Source organism: Suipraeoptans intestinalis (assembly GCF_009696485.1).
Lineage (GTDB): Bacteria > Bacillota > Clostridia > Lachnospirales > Lachnospiraceae > Suipraeoptans > Suipraeoptans intestinalis.
In genome coordinates this window covers 887555-907540 of sequence record NZ_VULY01000018.1, presented here as the reverse complement: position 1 = coordinate 907540, position 19986 = coordinate 887555, and the positions used below count along the sequence as shown (strand labels likewise).

At 48.5% G+C, this 19986-nt stretch carries 21 protein-coding genes and 1 tRNA gene; 19 read left to right on the top strand and 3 right to left on the bottom strand.

Annotated elements, in window-relative coordinates; genetic code table 11:
- Positions 1-3 precede the first annotated feature (3 nt).
- From selA to FYJ34_RS05005, 5 genes are read left to right on the top strand one after another with little or no spacing between them, the layout of a single operon-like run.
- Positions 4-1440 carry an L-seryl-tRNA(Sec) selenium transferase gene (selA, locus tag FYJ34_RS05025; RefSeq protein WP_154476738.1) on the top strand — a complete coding sequence of 479 codons (1437 nt, stop codon included), beginning with the start codon at positions 4-6 and terminating at the stop codon, positions 1438-1440.
- The gene (selB, locus tag FYJ34_RS05020) at positions 1437-3353 is read left to right on the top strand and encodes a selenocysteine-specific translation elongation factor (protein WP_154476737.1); all 1917 of its coding nucleotides are present in this window, start codon (positions 1437-1439) and stop codon (positions 3351-3353) included. The genes selA and selB overlap by 4 nt, the downstream gene beginning before the upstream one ends.
- The gene (locus FYJ34_RS05015) at positions 3350-4252 is read left to right on the top strand and encodes a selenium metabolism-associated LysR family transcriptional regulator (protein WP_154476736.1); all 903 of its coding nucleotides are present in this window, start codon (positions 3350-3352) and stop codon (positions 4250-4252) included. The genes selB and FYJ34_RS05015 overlap by 4 nt, the downstream gene beginning before the upstream one ends.
- A 12-nt stretch (positions 4253-4264) precedes the next feature.
- Entirely contained in the window at positions 4265-5410 is a 1146-nt protein-coding gene (locus tag FYJ34_RS05010) for an aminotransferase class V-fold PLP-dependent enzyme (RefSeq protein WP_330582534.1), read from the top strand.
- Positions 5407-5643 carry a putative Se/S carrier protein gene (locus tag FYJ34_RS05005; RefSeq protein WP_154476735.1) on the top strand — a complete coding sequence of 79 codons (237 nt, stop codon included), beginning with the start codon at positions 5407-5409 and terminating at the stop codon, positions 5641-5643. Before FYJ34_RS05010 ends, FYJ34_RS05005 begins: the two co-directional genes overlap by 4 nt.
- 205 nt (positions 5644-5848) lie before the next feature.
- Here FYJ34_RS05005 and FYJ34_RS05000 read toward each other — a convergent pair whose 3' ends face one another.
- The gene (locus tag FYJ34_RS05000) at positions 5849-6436 is read right to left on the bottom strand and encodes a TetR/AcrR family transcriptional regulator (RefSeq protein WP_154476734.1); all 588 of its coding nucleotides are present in this window, start codon (positions 6434-6436) and stop codon (positions 5849-5851) included.
- Positions 6437-6611: 175 nt separating this feature from the next.
- Positions 6612-7646, bottom strand: a complete 1035-nt coding sequence (locus FYJ34_RS04995) for a proline racemase family protein (protein ID WP_154476733.1) — start codon at positions 7644-7646, stop codon at positions 6612-6614.
- A gap of 303 nt (positions 7647-7949) precedes the next feature.
- Here FYJ34_RS04995 and FYJ34_RS04990 point away from each other — a divergent pair.
- The 8 genes from FYJ34_RS04990 to FYJ34_RS04960 all read left to right on the top strand — a co-directional run bounded on the left by FYJ34_RS04990 (position 7950) and on the right by FYJ34_RS04960 (position 14051).
- Positions 7950-8047, top strand: a tRNA-Sec gene (locus tag FYJ34_RS04990).
- A 300-nt stretch (positions 8048-8347) separates the two neighbouring features.
- Positions 8348-9676: a proline reductase-associated electron transfer protein PrdC gene (gene prdC / locus FYJ34_RS04985; protein WP_154476732.1), complete on the top strand. Its 1329-nt coding sequence runs from the start codon at positions 8348-8350 to the stop codon at positions 9674-9676.
- Positions 9677-9814: 138 nt separating this feature from the next.
- Positions 9815-11668 (top strand): D-proline reductase (dithiol) proprotein PrdA, encoded by a 1854-nt coding sequence (gene prdA / locus FYJ34_RS04980; RefSeq protein ID WP_154476731.1) that lies wholly within the window; start codon positions 9815-9817, stop codon positions 11666-11668.
- Between the two features lie 15 nt (positions 11669-11683).
- Complete coding sequence (locus tag FYJ34_RS04975; protein WP_154476730.1) at positions 11684-11968, top strand: CBO2463/CBO2479 domain-containing protein; 285 nt, start codon at positions 11684-11686, stop codon at positions 11966-11968.
- A gap of 2 nt (positions 11969-11970) precedes the next feature.
- Entirely contained in the window at positions 11971-12423 is a 453-nt protein-coding gene (locus tag FYJ34_RS15700; RefSeq protein WP_465244900.1) for a glycine/sarcosine/betaine reductase selenoprotein B family protein, read from the top strand.
- A gap of 27 nt (positions 12424-12450) precedes the next feature.
- A complete protein-coding gene (locus FYJ34_RS15695) occupies positions 12451-12696 on the top strand; it encodes a hypothetical protein (protein WP_465244899.1) in 246 nt (81 codons plus the stop codon).
- A 104-nt stretch (positions 12697-12800) separates the two neighbouring features.
- The gene (gene prdD / locus FYJ34_RS04965; RefSeq protein WP_154478825.1) at positions 12801-13568 is read left to right on the top strand and encodes a proline reductase cluster protein PrdD; all 768 of its coding nucleotides are present in this window, start codon (positions 12801-12803) and stop codon (positions 13566-13568) included.
- Positions 13569-13580: 12 nt separating this feature from the next.
- Complete coding sequence (locus FYJ34_RS04960; protein WP_154476728.1) at positions 13581-14051, top strand: glycine/sarcosine/betaine reductase component B subunit; 471 nt, start codon at positions 13581-13583, stop codon at positions 14049-14051.
- 588 nt (positions 14052-14639) lie between these two features.
- Here the strand turns inward: FYJ34_RS04960 and FYJ34_RS04955 are convergent.
- Entirely contained in the window at positions 14640-15509 is an 870-nt protein-coding gene (locus FYJ34_RS04955) for a permease (protein WP_154476727.1), read from the bottom strand.
- A gap of 522 nt (positions 15510-16031) precedes the next feature.
- Between FYJ34_RS04955 and FYJ34_RS04950 the strand changes: the two genes are divergently transcribed.
- The 6 genes from FYJ34_RS04950 to rplB all read left to right on the top strand — a co-directional run bounded on the left by FYJ34_RS04950 (position 16032) and on the right by rplB (position 19982).
- Positions 16032-16592 carry a YcxB family protein gene (locus tag FYJ34_RS04950; protein ID WP_173017057.1) on the top strand — a complete coding sequence of 187 codons (561 nt, stop codon included), beginning with the start codon at positions 16032-16034 and terminating at the stop codon, positions 16590-16592.
- A 440-nt stretch (positions 16593-17032) separates the two neighbouring features.
- On the top strand, positions 17033-17353 hold the full coding sequence (gene rpsJ / locus FYJ34_RS04945) for a 30S ribosomal protein S10 (protein WP_154476725.1): 321 nt from the start codon (positions 17033-17035) through the stop codon (positions 17351-17353).
- A gap of 85 nt (positions 17354-17438) precedes the next feature.
- Positions 17439-18119 (top strand): 50S ribosomal protein L3, encoded by a 681-nt coding sequence (rplC, locus tag FYJ34_RS04940; RefSeq protein ID WP_154476724.1) that lies wholly within the window; start codon positions 17439-17441, stop codon positions 18117-18119.
- A gap of 28 nt (positions 18120-18147) precedes the next feature.
- A complete protein-coding gene (rplD, locus tag FYJ34_RS04935; protein ID WP_154476723.1) occupies positions 18148-18768 on the top strand; it encodes a 50S ribosomal protein L4 in 621 nt (206 codons plus the stop codon).
- On the top strand, positions 18768-19073 hold the full coding sequence (gene rplW, locus FYJ34_RS04930) for a 50S ribosomal protein L23 (RefSeq protein ID WP_154475249.1): 306 nt from the start codon (positions 18768-18770) through the stop codon (positions 19071-19073). The genes rplD and rplW overlap by 1 nt, the downstream gene beginning before the upstream one ends.
- A 66-nt stretch (positions 19074-19139) precedes the next feature.
- On the top strand, positions 19140-19982 hold the full coding sequence (gene rplB, locus FYJ34_RS04925) for a 50S ribosomal protein L2 (protein ID WP_154475247.1): 843 nt from the start codon (positions 19140-19142) through the stop codon (positions 19980-19982).
- The last annotated feature ends 4 nt before the right edge of the window (positions 19983-19986 follow it).

Genomic DNA, 19986 nt, shown 5'->3' with positions numbered 1-19986 from the left:
GACATGGACAAAAGAAAATGGTTCCGCAGGATCCCCAAGGTGGATGTACTTCTGGAAACTGCGGAGATTCAGGGAATGATCCGGCATTACAGCAGAGATACGGTGGTTTGTGCCATACAAAAGAAGCTGGATGAGATCAGAGAATTTATAAAAACGTGTGAGGAGGAGAGTCAGGCGGAAAGAAAGCTTGATCGGCTTCCGGCAGAGATCGAAAGGGAGGTGGCAAAGGTCCACCAGCCCAACCTGAAACCGGTGATCAACGGAACGGGGACGATCCTGCATACCAATCTGGGGCGGGCGCCCATCAGCGACAGGCATATGGAAAGGCTGTCAGCCATTGCCACCGGCTATTCCAACCTGGAATACAACCTGGAAGAAGGAAAAAGAGGGGAACGGTATTCGCATTTTGAAAAGCTGCTGTGCAAGATCACCGGGGCAGAAAGCGCCATGGCGGTCAACAACAATGCGGCGGCGGTGATGCTGATCCTCAGCTCCATGGCAAAAGGAGGAGAGGTGGTGGTTTCCCGGGGAGAACTGGTAGAGATCGGCGGGAAATTCAGGATCCCGGATGTGATGGAGCAAAGCGGAGCAAGGCTTGTAGAAGTGGGAACGACCAACAAGACCCACTATCAGGATTATGCAGACGCCGTGACGGAGGAGACGAAGGCGTTTTTGAAGGTACACACCAGCAACTACCGGATCGTAGGGTTTACAGAAACGGTAGAGGTAGGAGAGCTGACCAGGCTGGCAAAAGAATATCAGCTGCCGGTAATCGAAGATCTGGGCAGCGGAGTCTTGATCGACCTGAGCAAATACGGACTGGAATATGAGCCGACGGTGCAGGATTCTGTCCGGCAGGGAGCCGACGTAGTCTGCTTCAGCGGCGATAAGCTTTTGGGTGGCGCACAGGCCGGCATCATCGTCGGAAAAAAAGCCTATATTGATCAGATGAAAAAGAACCCGCTGACCAGAGCGCTGCGGATCGACAAATTTACGGCGGCGACACTGGAACTGGTATTACAGGAATACCTGTCGGAAGAAAAAGCGGTTCAAAGAATTCCGGTGCTGCGTATGATGACGGCAAGGAAAGAAGAAATAGAAAAAGAAGCAAAGGCGCTCCGGCGTATGCTGCGGGCCAAAAAGCTTCCGGCAGAGATTTTTCTTGTGGACTGTGAATCCCAGATTGGGGGAGGGTCGCTTCCTCTGGAGCGGATCCCCAGCGTGGCGGTGGCTGTTAGGCCGGAGAAGATCACGGTAGCACAGCTGGAGGCTCGGATGCGTCATCTTCCGATACCGGTCATTCCCCGGATCGCAAACAATCTGCTGCTGCTGGATGTCAGAACCATTGAAAGAAAATGGTTTGCCGAGATTGCAGACCAGCTGGCGCAGCTGAAGGTGCTGGAAGAAGAACCGGAGATAGAATTAGGAGAAGAGCGATGAATAACATTATTATCGGGACAGCAGGACACATCGATCATGGAAAGACCACTCTGATCCGGGCGCTGACCGGACGGAATACCGACAGGTGGGAAGAGGAGAGGCGAAGAGGGATCACCATAGACCTGGGATTCACGTACTTTGATCTGCCCAACGGAGACCGGGCGGGGATCATAGACGTTCCCGGCCACGAAAAGTTTATCAACAACATGGTGGCAGGGGTAGTAGGGATGGATCTGGTGCTCCTGGTGATATCGGCAGACGAAGGGATGATGCCGCAGACCAGGGAACATGTGGATATCCTGGGACTTCTGGGGATCCAGAGGAGTATCATCGTGCTGAACAAATGCGACCTGGTGGAGGAAGAATGGCTGGAGCTGGTAGAAGAAGAGGTGAGGGAAGAGCTGGAAGGCACTTTTCTTGCGCAGGCTCCCATTCTTCGGGTTTCGGCTGCCACCGGGCAGGGACTTCCGGAACTGGTGCAGACGATCGTGGAGCTGACCTGGGAAAAATCCGGGGAAAAGGATGTTTCTACCATCCCCAGACTTCCGGTGGATCGGGCGTTCAGCCTGTCCGGATTTGGGACGGTGATCACAGGGACGCTGATCTCCGGCGCTATTTCCAGAGAGGATACGCTGGAAATGTATCCGGTAGGAAAAAGCTGTAAGATCCGAAGCATTCAGGTGCACGGAGAGGATAAGGCTACCTGCTATGCCGGACAGAGAGTGGCCATCAATCTGTCCAACGTGAAGAAGAAAGAGATCTACCGGGGCTGTGTGCTTTCCCGGGAAAACAGCATGAAAAATACGGACTTGCTGGATGTACGCATGCAGGTGCTTCCCTCCTCTATGCGTGTTTTGACAAATCACACCAGGCTGCATCTGTTCACCGGAACCAGTGAGATTCTTTGCCGGGCGGTGCTGCTGGACAAAGAGGAGATCGGACCGGGAGAAAGCGGCTATGTGCAGCTTCGCCTGGAAGAGGAAGTGGCAGTCAGAAGAGGAGACCGGTTTGTGGTACGGTTCTATTCTCCCATGGAAACCATAGGGGGCGGAGTGATCCTGGAACCGAATCCTACGATCAAGAGGCGCTTTCAGACGGAAGTGATCGAGGAATTGAAGCGAAAGGAATCCGGGTCGACAGCGGATGTCCTGGAGCTGCATATCAGAAAATACAAAGAAACCATGGTCACGGCGGCAGAGCTGGCCAAGGTGACGGCTTTGTCCATGGAAGAGGTGGAGACGGATCTGGCAGAACTACAGGAGGCAGGACAGATCCTGACATTTCCCATGCGGAAGGACGTTTATGTATGGCACAGGGAGGACTATCAGACGCAGAAGGATCGGGTCAAAGAGCTTCTAAACGCCTACGGGGAGGCGCATCCCTACCGATATGGCATGAAGAAGGCGGAGCTTCAGGGGGCATGCTTCAAGCAGATGAAGCCTATCGTCTTTGATAAAGTGATCGAACAGATGGAAGCAGATGAGGTGCTGAAGCGAAAAGACGAATTTGTAAGCCGTCCCACCTTTGAGATCCGCCGGGACGCGCTCTATGAAAAGACTTCCCGGTTCCTGCTGGAAACCTTTGAACGGGCGGGATATGATTTTCTGCGGTATTCTGAGATCCAGGCGCCGGGAGTGGAGCCTGCCGTGCAGGATGACATTTTAAGCGTGCTTCTAGAGGAGAAGCAGGCGGTAAAGGTCATGGAAGATCTCTACACCCTGTTTTCTCTGATGGAAGAAGCGAAAAAGAAGATCCTGGAAAAGCTGAAAGAGGACAGGATGATCACCATTGCGCAGGTAAGAGATATGTTCCAGACCAGTCGGAAAAGTGCAAAGCCGATCCTGGAGTATATGGACGGAATCAAGGTAACCAAGAAAACAGGGGCAGAAAGTGAAAGGGCAGCATATCAATGAATTTAAAACAGCTGGAGGCATTTGTTCAAATTGCAGAAGGGGGAAGCTTTTCCAAGGCGGCAAAAGAACTGTTTTTGACGCAGCCTACCATCAGCGCGCATATTTCCGCTCTGGAAAAGGAATTGGCAGTTCGGCTTTTTGTCAGGAACACAAAAGAGGTGAGCCTGTCGGAGGATGGACAGGCTTTGTATAAATACGCCAGGCAGATGGTGGATCTGGAGAAAAAGATAGAAGAAAAGTTCTGTGCGGAGAAAAAAGAAGGAAAGCGCAGCATCACCATTGCGGCTTCTACTATTCCGGCCCAGTATCTGCTTCCGGAGATTTTGATTCGGTTCAATGAGAAATATCCTAAGGATCAGATCAAGATCATGGAAACAGACAGCGCCAAGGTGGTTATGCGGATCATCGACCAGACGGCGGATGTGGGATTTACGGGAACGGTACTGGAAAAGAAGCACTGCAAATACCTTCCTTTCTATAAGGATGAGCTGGTGATCGTAACACCCTGTACTTCCAAGTATCAACAGCTCCAGGAAAAAGAGACGGATATTTCCTGGATCCAGAAGGAACATATCCTGATGCGGGAAGAAGGTTCCGGCACCAGAAAAGAGGCGGAAAAGCAGCTGAGGGCGGCAGGAGTCGATGTGGGATCCATGCGGGTGATCGCCAGCATTGAAAACCAGGAAACCATCAAAAAGTCGGTGCAGCAGGGGATGGGAATCTCGGTTCTGTCCAGGCTGGCAGTGGAAGAGGAAGAAAAAAGCGGAAAGATGCTGGTATTTCATATTCCTACAGAAAATGGAGGAAGAGACATCAATCTGGTCTACAATAAGAACAAGGCCATGACAAAAGCCACGGAGAGATTCGTAGGGGTGGTCAGGGAAGTCTATGGAATCTAGGAGGTGGAGAAAGTGATCTATTTTGATAATGCGGCAACTACCATGAAGAAGCCAAAAGAAGTGGTGGAGGCTGTGGTAAATGCATTGACGTCTATGGGAAATGCCGGAAGAGGGGCCAACGAGGCGTCTTTGAGCGCATCCAGACTGCTGTATGATACCAGAGAACGTTTGTGCCGCCTGTTTGGAGGAACGAGTCCCAGGCAGATCGCATTTACGGCTAATTCTACGGAAAGCCTGAACCTGGCGATCCAGGGGTTGGTGAGGCCGGGAGATCATGTGATCACGACGGAACTGGAACATAACTCGGTACTTCGTCCGCTTTATCTGATGGAAAGCAGAGGGGCAAAGCTGACGATCGTGCGCAGCAAGGAAAACGGAGTGTTGGATCCGGCGGCAATTGAGGATGCCTGTCGGGAAGATACGAAAGTGATCGTCTGCACCCACGGCTCCAATCTGACGGGAAATTATGTAGAGATACAGAAAGTGGGAGAGATCGCAAGAGAACGGGGGATCTGTCTGATTGTAGATGCCTCTCAGACGGCGGGAGTATTTCCCATCTGCGTGGAGGAAATGAAGATAGATGTGCTGTGCTTTACCGGACACAAAGGTCTTTTGGGGCCGCAGGGGACAGGAGGACTGTATGTGCGGGAGGGAATCTCCATTCGACCTCTGAAGGTGGGAGGCAGCGGGATCCGGACATTTGACAGGACGCATCCGGGAGAAATGCCCACCGCTTTGGAAGCTGGGACACTGAACGGACACGGGATCGCGGGATTGAATGCGGCGCTCCGGTATCTGGAAAGAGAAGGGATCCATAGGATCCGGGAGCGGGAGCAGTCGCTGATGTGGCGGTTCTATGAAGGCATCAGAGAAATTCCGGGCATAAAGATATACGGAGATTTCACCAGCCAAAACAGGTGTCCCATCGTTACCTTCAATATAGGAGACTATGATTCGGCAGACGTAAGCGACGCATTGCTGACAGAGTTTGGAATCTGTACCCGGGCAGGAGGACACTGTGCGCCTTTGATGCATGAGGCTTTGGGAACAAAAGAGCAGGGAGCGGTCCGCTTCAGTTTTTCCCATGAAAATACAGAAGAAGAAGTAGATTTTGGAATACAGGCGGTACGAACGCTGGCAGAAGAGGAAGAAGAATGAGAAAGAAAGAACGAAAGCTGGTTGTCACCTTTTATACAACGGCAGACGCCATGGGAATGGAGAAGCTGTGTAAGGAAGAAGGGCTGCCGGGGCGTATCATCCCGGTTCCCAGATCCATCTCGGCGGGCTGCGGTCTTGCGTGGTGCACGGAACCGGAGCAGAAGGAAGTGATCGAGGCAGGGCTGAAACGGGCCGGGATCGAGGCGAGCGCCATTCAGGAATGTATGGTGTAAGGTGTTCTCCCGGTTATTTCATGACGATAGAAGCAAAAACGGTATACAAGATAAGGAAGTCCAGATGGGTGTGGAGCTGCTGCCGGAAAAGGCAAAGGCTCCATACTTTTTTGATTGCAGGGAAACTGCGCCGCACAGGACATAAAAAAGAGCCGCCGCAGATGCGTGTACATCCCGGCAGCAAACATGCATGTTTCAGATCCATCTACACTCCGGTGATAAATGTATCCAAAAGATGCGGCAGAAGCCTGTCACTGTACTGATAAAGGGAATAGCTTCCCTTGGCCAGAGCCCAGTCGTAAAGCAACGCCCGTTCGTACATGGCATATAAATGCATCAGTTCCTCTGCGGAAGAGGATGCTGCAAATTCCTTTTTTTCCAACGCTTCTTCCAGGATCTGTGTAACCCATTCAAAATAAAACCGGTTTTTGTCACTGAGGGACATTTGGCCTTTGGTCACCAGCTGGGAAGAATAGAGAAGAGCCAGAAGCTCTCGGTTGACGTCATGCTCGATCATGTAAAACAGCTCATGATTTAAAAGCAGAAGCTTGTCATAACAAGAAAGAGAAGGATCCATTTCAGCAGCCAGCTCCCGGTATTTGTCGTCAAACAGATCGGACATGGAATTCAGCAAAGACTCCTTGCCTTTGAAATAGTGATAGAAAGAACCGCGAGAAGTTTTGGAGGCGACAATGATATCCTCAACTGTGGTATTATCGTAACCTTTCTTGAAAAACAGGTTCCATGCGGCCTTTACGATTCTGCTTTTGGTGGATTGCCGTTTTCGGGGCATGATAAACCTCCTCCTATCGGATTCTGGATAAACGGAAGTGCCAAAAGGCAGTTCCGGGGGTAAACGGGTGCCGGGGTCTCAGAGCTTCTGAGGCGTCGGCTTACCGCTGTTGCAAAAAGAGCGAGCTCGCGAAAGCCCGCTCTGTAGAAAATATCTGACTTTGATAGATCAAAGACTAGCCTACCTGGAAACCATATTTCAATGGATCCGTAGGATCGATCAGGTAGGTTGCCACACCTGTCAGGTAGCAGGATCCTGTGATCATTGGAACGACAGCGTCAAAGTCGCCAACTTTCGTGGTTTCTTTGATCACGCCCTTGAACAGGCTGCCGATAAAGCTTTCGTAGATGAATTCTTCGCCTACGCCGATCTCGCCCCATTTGTGCAGGGTAGCCAGTTTTGCGCTGGTTCCGGTTCCGCAGGGAGAACGGTCAGCCATGTGCTCACCGAATACAACAACGTTTCTCATGGTTGCCTTGTCCGGATTTGGAGTCGGTCCGTAGAACTCTACCAGGTCTACCGTCGTGATGTCCAGAAGCGGATGCTGTACCGGAATCTCTTTGTTGATGATCTCCATCATCTTCATACCAAGGTCTGTCAGTGCAGGAACGGTCTTGGGATCGATGGAATCGAAGCCGATCTTTGTAGTATCTACCAGTGCAAAGAAGCTTCCGCCGAAAGAAATGGTAAATGGAATCTCTTTTCCGTCTACCACAACGGAGCAATTCTCTTTATAAACGAAGGAAGGAACGTTTGTCAAAGTAACGCTTTCTACCTTGCCGTCCTTTACTACGGCCTCTGTACGGATGATTCCGGCAGGAGCCTCCAGAACTACCTGGTTCACTCCCTCCTTGCACTCCAGAAGACCTGCTTCCAGGGCAACGGTCACAGCGCCGATGGTGCAGTGTCCGCACATGTTCAGATATCCGCCTGTATCAAGGAACATAACGCCGAAGTCTGCCTCCGGGCTGACCGGCTTGCAAAGGAAAGCGCCGAACATGTCATGGTGTCCTCTTGGCTCAAACATCAGAGCGGTACGTACATGATCGTAGTTTTCTTCCATCCATTTTTTCTTTTCGATCATGGTGTTTCCCTCTGGCTCCGGGAACCCTCCGATCACGACACGACAGAATTCCCCAACGGTGTGAGCGTCCACTACCTGTAATGCAGCTTCAAAACGCTCAAAGTTTACATTTGCTTTCAAGTCCATAATTCTACCTCCTTATAATGTAGGGTTACCTCTCGTTCATAGAAAATATCTATGAATCGTATAAAAACATGGAGAAAGACCGTTATTTTTTCAACCATGTCTTTTTTAAGAAACAAAAAAACGACATAAAATTAACAATCAGAACGCATTCTAGTCAATTGTTCATCTTTCTAATAGCATTATGACCGAAAAGCCAGAAAAAGTCAATGTTTTTTGGGAATATAAAAATATATAAAATTCTGTTAAAATGGTTGAAAAGACCGGGGAAGTGTGATACAGTTGTTGTGCATAAAACCAATGTACGGGGGTAGATGGGTGACTGGTGTGCCTCCTAGTCTTCAAAACTAGTGTAGGGCGTTAGGAGCGTCCTGGGTGGGTTCGATTCCCACATGCCCTCGCCAAAAAATGCCCGAATCACGTTAATTAAATAGCGAAATTGCTACAGAATATTAACGGATAATTATAGATAAAACTTATAAGTGACGCACTCATAGACAGCAACGATTACAGCACACACGACTTTGGAGGGGACCTGCAGGGAGGACAGCAGGGAGAGTCAGAAGGAAAGTGCTGTATTTGTCACATTTGAAAAAGATAAGTAAACGTACAGAGATGATGCGTTTTTTACTTATGTTTACAGACCGGATCCGTTTCTGAGGGCCGGACTGAAAGACAACTATAAAGAAAAGGAGAGAAAGATCATGGGAAATGTACAGATTTTACTACGTCAGCACGTAGGAGCTCCTTGTGCCCCCATCGTTAAGGCTGGGGACGAGGTGAAAAAGGGAACGTTGATCGCTACCCCTACCGGACTGGGAGCCAACATCTTCTCCAGTGTTTACGGAGTGGTAGAAGAAGTGCTGGAAGATCGGATTGTGATCAAACCGGATGCGGAACAAAAAGATGAGTTTGTTCCCATAGAAGAAGGCAGCAAGCTGGATATGGTAAAGGCGGCGGGCGTCGTTGGAATGGGAGGAGCCGGATTTCCTACAGGAGTGAAGATCGGAACGGACCTGAACGGCGGATATGTACTGGTAAATGCGGCAGAATGTGAGCCGGGACTCCGCCACAATATGGTGCAGCTGGAGGAACAGACGGACATTACCATTCGCGGTTTGAAGTACTGTATGGAAATCTGCAATGCATCAAAGGGAATTATTGCGATCAAGAAGAAAAATGAAAAAGCGGTAGAGATTCTCCGCAAAGCCATTAAGGAAGAAGAGAACCTGACCATCCATCTGCTTCCCGACATCTATCCGATGGGAGAGGAAAGAGCGGTAGTCAGAGAATGTCTGGGAATCCTTTTGGATCCCACACAGCTTCCGTCAGCAGCCAATGCAGTAGTGATCAACTGCGAGACCCTGCTTCGTATCGCAGAGGCCATCGAGATGAGAAAGCCGTGCTTCTCCAAACATCTGACGGTGATCGGAAAGCTGAACGGAGGCAATGAGCCTCACGTATACCTGGATGTTCCGGTAGGAACCAGCGTAGGCGACCTGATCGAGAGAGCCGGCGGCATTGAAGAGCCTTACGGAGAGATCATCATGGGCGGACCTTTCACAGGAAAATCCACCACGCTGGATGCGCCGATCACAAAGACCACCGGCGGCATCATCGTTACCATAGAGTTCCCGGATCTTCACGGCGCCAATGTAGGACTTCTGGTCTGTGCCTGTGGAGGAAGCGGCGAGCGTATGTATGAGCTGGCAGAGAAGATGAATGGAAAAGTAGTATCCATTGCAGCCTGCAAGCAGGCTGTTTCGCCAAAAGAAGGCGCTCCGCTGAAGTGCGAAAACCCGGGGAACTGTCCGGGACAGGCACAGAAGTGTCTCCAGTTTAAGAAGGATAAGGCAGAATACATCATCATCGGAAACTGCTCCGACTGTTCCAACACAGTTATGGGATCCGCTCCGAAGATGAAGCTTAAGACCTTCCACCAGACAGACCATGTCATGAGGACCATCGGCCATGCGCTTTACAGAAGGCTGACAGTCTCCAAACAGGTGGATCAGCTGCCAAACGGCAAATAACAACAGCGGTATTACCGTCACGTGTGACAGAATGGGGCCCCCGATCCCTTATTCCAGGTATGTAGGTTGCATGTGGCTGTATATATAATCAAAAGAACCCCAAATGGGAATTCAAAAAGAAACAAGGAGGGAAACAATATGTCAATTACAGCTGAAACAGCAAAAGAACATGCTCATGACCCTGCGGTATTGTGCTGCAGAGCGGAAGCTGGCATCACAATTGAGGCTGCAAATCTGGAAGATCCCGCGATCTTTGATGATTTGGTAGATTCAGGATTACTGAATCTGGATGGAGCATTGACCATCGAGCAGGTTTTGGGAGCGAAGCTTACAAAGACCTGTGACTCTTTGACACCGATCACTGCAGACGTGGTAGAAGGTGCAAAGGCTGCAACTGTTGCAGAAGAAGCAGTGGCAGAGGAAGTAGCAGAAGAGGCGGCAGCACCCGCTGCAGCGCCGGTAGCAACAGCAGCACCGGGCGGAATGCTGAAGATCCACATTGGAGAAGGAAAGGACATCAACCTGGAGATCCCGGTTGGAGGACTTGGAGCAGCAGGAACGGCAGCAGGAGCAGTAGCAGCGCCTGTGGCAGCAGCAGGAGCGGCAGTAGCGCCGGCAGCAGACCAGGAGCCGAAGCTGATCAGAAGCCTGACCAGAAAGCACTTTAAGATCACAGAGGTGAAGAGAGGACCGGAGACAAAGATCGAAGGAACGACCCTTTACATCCGTGAAGGAATCGAGCAGGAAGCAATCGATTCCCAGAAACTGGTTTATGATCTGAAGATCGATATCATTACACCGGATAACTATCATACATATTCTGAGACGGTTATGGATATTCAGCCGATCGCTACCAAAGACGGCGACGACGAGCTGGGATCCGGAGCAACCAGAGTGCTTGACGGTGTAGTTGTTGTAGTAACAGGTACAGATGCAAACGGCGTTCAGATCGGTGAGTTCGGATCTTCCGAAGGATATCTGGATGAGAACATGATGTGGGGACGTCCGGGAGCAGCTGAAAAGGGTGAGATCTTCATTAAGACACAGGTAACCATCAAAGAAGGTACCAACATGGAGAGACCAGGCCCGCTGGCAGCTCACTCCGCAACTGACGTGATCACACAGGAAATCAGAGAAGCTCTGAAGAAGCTGGATGAGAGCCTGATCGTTGATACCGAGACATTTGAACAGTACAGAAGACCTGGAAAGAAAAAAGTCGTGATCGTAAAAGAGATCATGGGACAGGGAGCTATGCACGACAACCTGATCCTTCCAGTAGAGCCGGTTGGTATCCTGGGAGGAAAGCCGAACGTAGACCTTGGAAACGTTCCGGTAGCAGTATCTCCGTTGGAAGTTCTGGATGGTTGTATCCATGCACTGACCTGTATCGGACCTGCATCCAAGGAAATGTCCAGACATTACTGGAGAGAGCCTCTGGTACTGGAAGCGCTTCATGACGAAGAAATCGACCTTTGCGGTGTGGTATTCGTAGGAAGCCCGCAGATCAATGCGGAGAAGTTCTATGTATCCAGACGTGTAGGTCAGATGTGCGAGATGCTGGACGTAGACGGAGCTTTCGTTACAACAGAAGGTTTCGGAAACAACCACATTGACTTCGCAAGCCACCATGAGCAGATCGGTATGCGTGGAATCCCGGTAGTGGGAATGTCCTTCTGTTCCGTACAGGGAGCTCTGGTAGTAGGTAACAAGTACATGACTCACATGGTAGATAACAACAAGTCCGAGTCCGGTATCGAAAACGAAGTACTGGCTTGCAACACATTGTGCCATGAGGATGCAGTTCGTGCGATCCAGATGCTGAAGAATGCAATGGGCAAGGAAGAAGTAAAAGCTGCTGAGAAGAAGTGGAATCCGAACGTAAAATCTACGAACGTAGAATTGATCGAAAACGCTACAGGAAAGAAGCTTGAGCTGGTTGCAAATGAGCAGTCCCTGCCGATGAGCCAGAAGAGAAAAGAAAAATACGACTAAGAACAGGTGAAAAACATGAAGTATGGCGACAAGGTTATCAGGATGGAAGGTATCATAGTGGAGGTATACGACGGCAGTGTAGCCATCGACCTGAAAGGACGCCTGGGATATCTGAAGATTCCTATGCGGATGCTGATCACGGACTATCCGATTCAGGTGGGACAGGAGGTTGCGTGGAACATGAGTTTCATCGAGCAGCTTGGCCCCGAAGCCAATGAAAAATATGTGAGTAATCTGGACACTTATAAGAGGCGTCAGGCAGAAATGCAGAAACAGAACCAGAATAATAAGGAGGTATAACAATGAGTTTAACATTAGTTAAAGGAATGCAATCAGAGATATTCGTTCCTATTACTCCGCCGTCTGTATGGGCTCCTGTTACAAAAGAGTTGAAGGACATGACAATCGCTCTTGCAACAGCAGCAGGTGTGCATCATAAAGACCAGGAGAGATTCAACCTTGCAGGTGACTTTACCTGGAGAAAAGTTACAGATGAGATGCCGTCCAACGAATTGATGGTATCACATGGTGGGTATGACAACGGAGACGTAAACAAAGACATCAACTGTATGTTCCCGATCGACAGAATCCATGAGCTGGCAAAAGAAGGCTTTATCAAAGCTTGCGCACCGGTTCACGCTGGATTCATGGGCGGTGGCGGAAACCAGGAGAAGTTCAAAAACGAGACGGGTCCGGCAATCGCAGCAATGTTCAAAGAAGAAGGCGTAGACGGCGTTCTTCTGACAGCTGGCTGAGGAACCTGCCACCGCTCTGCAGTATTGGTGCAGAGAGCAATTGAGGAAGCTGGAATTCCGACGATCATCATCGCAGCTCTTCCTCCGGTAGTTCGTCAGACAGGTACACCGCGTGCGGTAGCGCCGTTGGTACCGATGGGAGCAAATGCCGGTGCTCCGAACAATCCTGAGCAGCAGACTCAGATCGTGAAGCTGGCTCTGGAAAATCTGGTAGAGATCCAGACACCAGGAAAGATCGTTCCATTGCCGATCGAGTATATCGCGAAAGTTTAATAGCAGTGAATCAGTGGCCGAAAGGGTCCAGGAAGCAGCGGGCAGATGTTTTGGCATCTGCCCGTTCTTGTTAAGAAGGAAAAACCTTATTGGGGGTAGAAAAGATGGCAGATGAAGTGAAAGATTTAAGACGACTTGTGATCAAAGCCTTCCATATGAATGAAGTGGTATGGGGGGAGTCTGATGATATCACAGTAGACGGGAAAATGACGGTAAGCAATGAGCTTGCAGAAGAACTGGCAGCTTCAGAAGAGTTTATTGAAAAGATAGACATCCAGCTGATCAAGCCGGGCGAACATGACAGATGGACCAATACGATTATGGATATTATTCCCATCTCAACCAAGGTTCTGGGAAAACTGGGAGAAGGGATTACGCATACAGTTACAGGCGTATATGTGATGCTGACAGGAGTAGACGTGGATGGAAAGCAGTGCCACGAGTTCGGATCTTCAGAAGGGAATTTAAAGGAGCAGCTGTATTTAAACAGAGCCGGAACACCGGGGGATAACGATTATATCATTTCCTTTGACGTAACGCTGGCGTCCGGTATGGGGCAGGAGCGTCCGGGTCCGACTGCGGCGCATAGGGTATGTGACAAATTTATTCAGAGATATCGGGATAAGCTGAAAAAATTTAAGGGAGAAAAATGCACGGAAAGGCACGAATATCATGATGTGGTACGCCCGGGAAAGAAGAGAGTCCTGATCGTAAGACAGGTTGCAGGACAGGGAGCGATGTATGATACCCACCTGTTTTCCAAGGAGCCTTCGGGAGTGGAAGGCGGGCGCTCCATTATAGATATGGGGAACATGCCGATCTTGATCACACCAAACGAGTATCGCGACGGAATTATCCGTTCCATGCAGTAAAGGAGGGAAACTATGGGAATAGGACCATCGACAAAGGAAACATCGCTGCATCATTTCAGAGACCCTCTTTTAGAGGTTGTGGCAGCAGATACCGATCTGGATCTGATGGGGATCGTGATCGTGGGAACGCCGGATGGCAATGAAGAAAAAATGCTGGTGGGAACCAGAACTGCCGTATGGGCAGAGGCCATGAGAGCGGATGGGGTGATCCTGTCCTCGGATGGCTGGGGCAACAGCGACGTGGACTACACCAATACCTGTGAACAGTTGGGGATCCGTGGGATTCCGGTGACCGGGCTGAATTTCAGCGGTACGGTAGCACAGTTTGTTGTAGTAAATGATTACCTGGACGGAATTGTAGATATCAATAAAAGCGCAGAGGGAGTGGAGACCAATGTGGTGGGAGAAAACAACATGGTGACTCTGGACTGTAGAAAAGCGACGGCTCTCTTAAAACTGAAAATGAGACAGAACGAGAGATAAGAGGCGCAAACAAGAAAAAGTGGACGAAGAAAGAGCACGGCAAGGGGATGCCGTGCTCTTTCTTGGTATGTCATTGAGAGGTTTTGTTGCATTGCAGTTTTGTCTTATATACAAAGCTGGGGAATGCTTCTCAAACTGAGATAGTATATATGAATTGAGTACGCCATACGCAAGGCCACTTGGGGAAATGACCGGCAAAAGCGTAACTGCAATTACAACCGATTCACGATATGGAAGAAAACCTTTCCTTCCATAAAAAGTAGTATGGAAATCCTTCACTTAAAGCCCTTACTTACAGTGTGTGCGTTTAAGTTGAAAACAATATAGCACTTTAAAAGAGAACTGTCAACGAAAGAAAAGAAAGAGAAATAACTTTGGTAAAATGAATAAATTCTCTTGATGTTTTTGAAAGGAAATTGTGTACTTTTACATGTTAACAGATTGGTGCGTTGGTGTGATAAAACATCCACAAAGAAGCTCGAAAAAGAAAAGTCCGAAGAATTCGGATCGGCTGTCTTGGATGGAGAGGAGTGCATAGAAAAAGGAGGCGAGATACATCACGCCTCCTCAAAATATCTGTGTGTGAAATTAGCTGTTTCTTGCGTCTTTGAAGAACATCAGAGAAGTGATGATCATAACGACACAAACAACGTAGGTCAGCATCTTCATGTCGATTGCGTATTTCAGCAGGACATAAGCCAAGGTAACACCGATACATCCAAATATTGCAAGTGCAAGAGCGGCTTTTCTGTCATACTTTCCTTCTTTAATGAACTTGAAGCAAGCTGCGTTCATCAGGAATGCACAGGATCCCATCATGATCGGGAAAGCGGTTCCTACGTTCATTCCCAGCGCGGATACCAGCGCCATACAAGGAGCATAGAGACCAACACCGATCATCATCAATGCACCAAGGAAGAAGTTGATCACAACACCGATTACCAGCTTGATTCCGGTCAGTCCGGTAGCGGTTCCCACCAGACCGAAAGGTCCGAAGCCGGAGTTTTTGCAGAACAAAACGATGGCCAGGATGATCAGACCAATACCCAGAGCATAACGAACCACCTTCAGATTCCACTTACATACAATACCTGCTCCGATTACAGCGCCGAGTGTAGCGGCTGCCAACATGAGAACCAGTGTAAGAGGATCGATATCCACAAATCCAAGGAAAAGGATCGCTTCCAAAGCAACGGGGAAAGTGTCTCCGATGTTCAGGGTTCCGGGGATCGTCTCATCATTGGTGGATTTGGTGAATTTAAATCCTGCCTGTGTGGTTGCGTAACTTCCGATTCCCCACGTATCAAGGAAGTTAGAGTAGAGACCGATGATGGCAAGAGCAACCCAGTGTTTGCCTTTCAGGTCTTCTTTGTGAGCAAGTAAATCCTTCACAAAATAAAGTAACGATGCTAACGTGAACACAATAAGTACGATACGAATAATTGCTACAACGTTCATAATTCATCCCTCCAGATTAAATTTTTGCTGATGCTAACAGAACTACTGAGTTAACGGAGGCGACACCCCGATTTGCCGCGCTCATTGTTAAAAAAAATACTATCTGTTATTGTTTAATTTTACCAACAAATAGAAAGAAAGTCAATCTTTTTGTTCAAAAACGCATGAAAACGAATCGGGAAAACCGAAGAATTGAAAGAGAGGAGTGGATTCTTAGCAGGAAAGATTGTGATAGTTTCTGCATAAAAACGGATGCGCAAAAAAGTGGAGATGCAGAAAACAGAAAGGAAAAGGAATTGAAAACAAGAAAATTGGAGTGCCATGAAAAACGGATTTGAAAGCAAGGGACGGGTCTGCTATGGAACCCTGTGTGTAATCGTGCGTCGGGTTTGGCGGGAAGGAATAGTTTGTTTGGCGGAAAGTGGCGGTTCGGCTTGCTGTGGTGCGGCGTTTATAATATAATGAAAATATGTAAGAACACGGCGGATAGAATTTCTGCGTGAGTGAATGGGGAGGGGACATATGACGGTAGTGTATGAAGCGGTGACGAAACACACGAAGGAGACATTAAAAGCATTTTTGAGATTTAAAGAGCAGGTGGGAGGAAAACACCCCAGCAGGCAACTTTTGATCATAGCGGTGTGCAGTATTATTTTGCGGTTTTTTGCCAGGACGCCGCGGCTGTCCCTGATCTTTACAGTGATCGGGATTGTGATGCTTCTACTGGCGTTGATCCAGCGCCCGCTTTCTGTGTATAACCTGGGAAAAACGGATCCTTATTACCAAAGCCATGCAGATATCCGCTTTGTTTTTGGCGAAAGAGAGTTCCGGATCCTGCGTCAGGAAGAAGAAATAAAGGTGCAGTATGGAGAAATTGCTTACATCTACGCGGATGAGACCTATTTCTACCTTAGCGTGAATAACAACGACCTGCATATAATAGGAAAGAATGACTTTGTGCAGGGGGAAGCGGAAGGCTTTTACGAATTTTTATCCCATAAGACGGGAAAAACCATTGTGCCGGTGCGGCTAAGTTGGGCAATGAAGTGGGAGATCCTGAAGGAAGCCTGGAAAAACCGCTAGAAAAGAGGAGTCAGCCAGGCGAGGCCGAGACGAAAAGGCAGTTGGCGTCTGATTGAAGAAGAGAAAGCGCCGGGAAAAGGAGACTTGTAAAAGAAAACTGACAGCAAAAAAAGATGGCGATGGAAAGGCGTGGAGAGAAGAAAGATTGTACTGAAAAAAGTACAATTTTTCTTGTTTAATGGTTGCAAAGGGAAACTATTTCCTTTATACTGAAAAAGCTGTGGCATGATAGCTATGATACCGGAGGTTGCTGCCCGTTGTGGCAGGTTTTCCGAGGAGCGAATGTCAAGTTAGGAAACTGGCGACAAGTCACTGTACGAACCAACTGACCATTGAAATATGGTAACGACGTGTGAGTTTCTCACGACACACACGGGAGAGTGTACAGTCACCGCTTGTCGTACTGAGTTACAAAGTACGAAAAGGAGGCGACTTTTTTTATGGCAAGTCAACAAGTAATGAGAATCACATTGAAGGCGTATGACCATCAGCTGGTGGATGCATCCGCAAAGAAAATCATCGAGACAGTTAAGAAGAACGGATCTAAGGTGAGCGGGCCGGTTCCGCTTCCGACAAAGAAAGAAGTAGTAACGATCCTGCGTGCTGTTCACAAGTACAAAGACTCCAGAGAGCAGTTTGAACAGAGAACACACAAGAGACTGATCGATATCATCACTCCTACCCAGAAGACGGTAGAGGCGTTGTCCAGACTGGAGATGCCGGCAGGTGTGTATATCGACATCAAGATGAAGAACAAGTAAGTTTCAAAAGCAAAAGCAGTAATTCCTAACATTTAGGATGAACGTCCAGGCGGCGTTCCGCTGTAAATTTAAGGAGGAAATCATAATGAAAAAAGCTATTTTAGCTACCAAAGTTGGTATGACCCAGGTGTTCAATGAAGACGGAAGTCTGACGCCGGTAACAGTCCTTCAGGCTGGCCCCTGTGTGGTAACACAGATCAAGACAGTTGAAAACGACGGATATGATGCGGTGCAGGTAGGGTTTGCTGACAAAAAAGACAAGACAGTCAACAAGGACAAAAATGGAAAGAAAGAGATCGTTCACCGTCATGGTCTGACCAAGGCTTTGCAGGGACATTTTGCAAAAGCGGGCGTTTCCGGGAAAAGATTTGTAAGAGAGTTCCGTTTTGAGAATGTAGCAGATTTTGCGCTGGCGCAGGAGATCAAAGCAGATATCTTTGCGGCAGGGGATAAGATCGACGCAACTGCAATTTCCAAGGGAAAAGGATTCCAGGGTGCGATCAAGAGACATAACCAGCACAGAGGACCGATGACTCATGGTTCAAAGTTCCATCGCCATGCAGGTTCCAACGGAGCTGCTTCTGATCCCAGCAAGGTGTTCAAGGGCAAGAAGATGCCGGGGCATATGGGAAGCAAGAGAATTACCATTCAGAATCTTGAGATCGTCCGTGTAGATGCAGACAAGAACCTGATTCTTGTAAAAGGCTCTGTACCCGGACCGAAAAAGTCTCTGGTAACGATCAAAGAAGCGGTAAAAGGGAACTAGGACTTGGTGAAGGAAGGAGGATACGGATATGGCAAACGTAGCTGTTTATAATATCGAAGGAAAAGAAGTTGGAACCATCGACTTAAGCGATGCAGTGTTCGGCGTAGAAGTAAACGAACATCTGGTGCATATGGCAGTCGTAAACCAGCTTGCAAATAAGCGTCAGGGAACACAGAAGGCGAAAACCCGTTCTGAAGTGTCCGGAGGCGGAAGAAAACCATGGAGACAGAAAGGAACCGGTCATGCAAGACAGGGATCCACCAGATCTCCGCAGTGGACAGGCGGTGGAGTGGTATTTGCTCCGGTGCCGAGAGACTACTCTTTTAAGATGAACAGAAAAGAAAAAAGAGCGGCTCTGAAGTCAGCGTTGAGCTCAAAAGTAGCAGAAAACAAGCTGATCGTAGTAGATGAGATCAAGTTTGACGAGATCAAGACCAAGAATTTCGCAAACATCCTGAAGAACCTGAACGTTTCAAAAGCGCTGGTGGTTCTGGGAGAAGACAATAAAAACGCAGAGATCTCCGCAAGAAATATCGCAGGAGTGAAGACGGCAAGAACAAACACGATCAATGTATACGATATCCTGAAATACAACACATTGATCCTGACGAAAGAGACCGTTGCCAATATTGAGGAGGTGTACGCATAATGGCTAATATTCAATATTATGATGTGATCCTTAAGCCGGTTGTGACAGAAAAAAGTATGGGAATGATGGGAGATAAGAAATACACATTCCTGGTACATCCGGAAGCAACAAAAACACAGGTAAAAGAAGCTGTTGAAAAAATGTTCAACGGAACAAAGGTAAAGAGCGTCAACACGATGAACCTTGACGGCAAGAAAAAAAGAGCGCGTGGTTCCATGAAGTACGGAAGAACTTCCAAGACCAAAAAAGCGATCGTGCAGTTGACGGCAGACAGTGCAGACATCGAGATTTTTGAAGGTCTGTAAAAGAAACAGATATACGGTGCAAATCCGTGAAAACAATAATTAGCAGATTTGAAAGGAGAAGTAACCATGGGAATTAAAACTTATCGCCCATATACGCCTTCCAGAAGACAAATGACAGGTTCTGACTTCGCAGAAATTACGAAAAAGACACCGGAGAAGTCTTTGCTTGCTCCAAAGAGCAGACAGGCAGGACGTAACAATCAGGGAAAGATCACAGTAAGACATCGTGGAGGCGGAGCAAAGAAAAAATACAGAATCATCGACTTTAAGAGAAGAAAAGACGGTATTACAGCCAGGGTTATCGGAATCGAGTACGATCCCAACAGAACGGCAAACATCGCTCTGATCTGTTATGAAGATGGAGAGAAGGCATACATTCTGGCGCCGGAAGGACTGAAGGACGGCATGAAGATCATGAACGGACCGGAAGCGGAAGTCAAGGTCGGAAACTGCCTGCCTATGTCGGAGATTCCGGTTGGTACCCAGATCCATAACATCGAGATGCATCCCGGAAGAGGCGGACAGTTGGTTCGTTCTGCCGGAAACAGCGCACAGCTGATGGCAAAAGAAGGGAAGTATGCAACCCTCAGACTTCCGTCAGGAGAAATGAGAATGGTTCCGATCGAGTGCAGAGCGTCTGTAGGAGTAGTCGGAAACGGAGATCATAACCTCATCAACATCGGAAAAGCAGGACGCAAGCGCCATATGGGATTCAGACCTACCGTTCGTGGTTCTGTTATGAACCCCAACGACCATCCGCACGGAGGTGGAGAAGGAAGAACAGGTATCGGACGTCCGGGTCCATGTACACCATGGGGCAAGCCGGCACTGGGTCTTAAGACGAGAAAGAAAAACAAGTCTTCTAACAAGCTGATTGTAAGAAGAAGAGATGGTAAAGCGATCAAATAATTTT